Source organism: Streptomyces corynorhini, assembly GCF_003346515.1.
GTDB lineage: Bacteria > Actinomycetota > Actinomycetes > Streptomycetales > Streptomycetaceae > Streptomyces > Streptomyces corynorhini.
On sequence record NZ_QQNA01000387.1, the window covers coordinates 1 to 1,561 of the forward strand.

1 protein-coding gene is annotated in these 1,561 nt (G+C 68.6%); it reads right to left on the reverse strand.

Annotated features, from left to right (window positions below):
- Positions 1-415: 415 nt before the first annotated feature.
- Complete coding sequence (locus DVH02_RS33095) at positions 416-1,000, reverse strand: DUF998 domain-containing protein (RefSeq protein ID WP_267899094.1); 585 nt, start codon at positions 998-1,000, stop codon at positions 416-418.
- Positions 1,001-1,561 lie beyond the last annotated feature (561 nt).

The window sequence follows — 1,561 nt, forward strand, 5'->3', positions numbered from 1 at the left end:
GGTGAGGGTGAGGGTGGGGCCGGTGGGGTTCTTGGAGTCGCGAGGTGGGCGGCCTGAGGGCGGGGGGAGCCCTCTACGCGGGCGTCGCCTTCGCTGCCGCAGTGGCTGGACTTGCGCCAGGCGTGGGCGACTTCGTGGCAGGAGCTGCCCTGCTCGATCGACGCGATCGGCTCGATCGTCTCCTCGTCTGCCACCAGACGTTCAGCCGGCGACGGCTGTGCGTTGTCCCGCCGTCCTGCGGAACGCCCGGAGATCGAGTACCCGGCGGACGGCGAGGGGAGCGAGACGTCTCCCGTCGGCGGCACCCACTACGCGGAGGGGTGGATCGGGCTTCTGTCGACGGGGTGGGGCGCGCGACGTGAGTGGGGGCGGCCCGGGGCGTCTCGGCGCCTGAGCGTTGGCTGTGACCTGAGGTTCACGCCCTGCTGGTCATCGGTGTCCGCATCGCGCGCACTTCCAGGGCGATGAGCCAGGTCCATCCGAGCACGTTGGTCAGGCGCTGCCAGATGCCGAGGCTTTCGGTCGCCCCGAGGGCGACGACGAAAGTCAACGGCATGGCGATGCCGACCAGGACGGAGTACCAGCACCACCGCGAGGTGGCCTGCCACCGCGCGGCCACGAAACAGGCCGCGATGAGGGCCACCGAGCTGATCGTCCCCGTCGCGTTGTGGATCGTCCCGTGCCAGGTCGTGTGGTCGGTCGGTACGGGGTCGGTCACGAAGACGCCGGAGAGCGCCAGCCCTGCCCCGACGAAGCCGACCAGCACGCCCGTCCAACGGTTCACCGTCTGCGATATCGCCACGGAGGAAGCGGCGATGAGCAGTCCGGATACAACGAAGTTCAGGATTTGCAGCCATCCGCCGCTGCCGATCTCGGCTTCACTGACGGCATCGCGTACCGGGTCGTAGTCCGGCTTGATCACATCATTGACCAGCATAAGCAGGAGGAACAACGCCGATCCCGCCACACCGCACCAAAGCAAACCTCGCCGCAATATCATCACGTGAGGTTATCGCGCGTTAGGTCAGCGTCTGATCGCTGATAACCGCTGATGACCGCTGATGACCGCTGCTGATCACCGGGCCGGTGGGGCTGGTGGGGCCTGCGGGTCCGGTGGGTGGGTGCGCACACTTTGTGTGGGGTGGCCCGGCTCCGGCTCGGCGGCTGACGGTGTGGTGCTGGTGGGGATTCATGCCCCGCTGGTCACCATCCGCTGTGTTCTGCGGGTCAGTACCAAGAGGTAAGCGGGCTGAACGGGGCCATTTATGGCGGGTGGGGGCCGCCCCTCTCCGGTTTGAGTTTCGCGCCTCCGGGTCGGGTGTAAAGGGCGCTCCTTCGTCGCGTCGGCTTCGCCGATTGCGCTGCGCTTCACCCTTGACACCCGTCCCTGCGGCGCAAGTGCAGGTACTCGGGAGGGGCGGCCCGGGGGAAGGGTTCCCAGGGAAGGCAGGATCGTTGCCCGGCCCGGCTGCTGGCTGCCGGGCCGGTTCGCCCTGCGGGGCACGCGGCAGTGGTGTGGGGTGGCCCGGCCCCGGCTCAGCGCCTGACCGTCCACTGTGTG